Source organism: Bradyrhizobium sp. Kon69 (assembly GCF_055807515.1).
Genome location: NZ_JBVVOS010000355.1, coordinates 1 through 271, shown reverse-complemented (window position 1 = coordinate 271; position 271 = coordinate 1). Strand labels below are relative to the sequence as shown.

The window sequence follows — 271 nt, the reverse complement described above, 5'->3', positions numbered from 1 at the left end:
GAAGCCAATCAACTGCTGATCGCGACCGGGGTGCTGCCTGAACTCAAGAGTGTGCCGTCCCGTCGTGCGGGTGGGCGCGCGGCGCGCGAGCTTGAGCGCCAGGCCCATCCGGCGGCGGCCGAACCGGCGTGCGACGAAAGCGGTCAGCAAGCCTGTGCCGCGTTGCAGGCATTGCTCGTCGCGGTGCGCGGCAGCGTCGCGCCGACCCTTGAAGCCAGCGCCCAACCGCAACCCATCTCTACCCGGGACCTGCTGCGCCTGCTTTCGCATT

Annotated in this window: 1 protein-coding gene; it reads left to right on the top strand. The window is 69.4% G+C overall.

Going from position 1 to position 271, the window contains the following annotated elements:
• Window positions 1-271: DUF1631 family protein (locus tag AC0L3U_RS39435; protein ID WP_473365127.1), on the top strand; the 271-nt coding region annotated here is incomplete at both ends.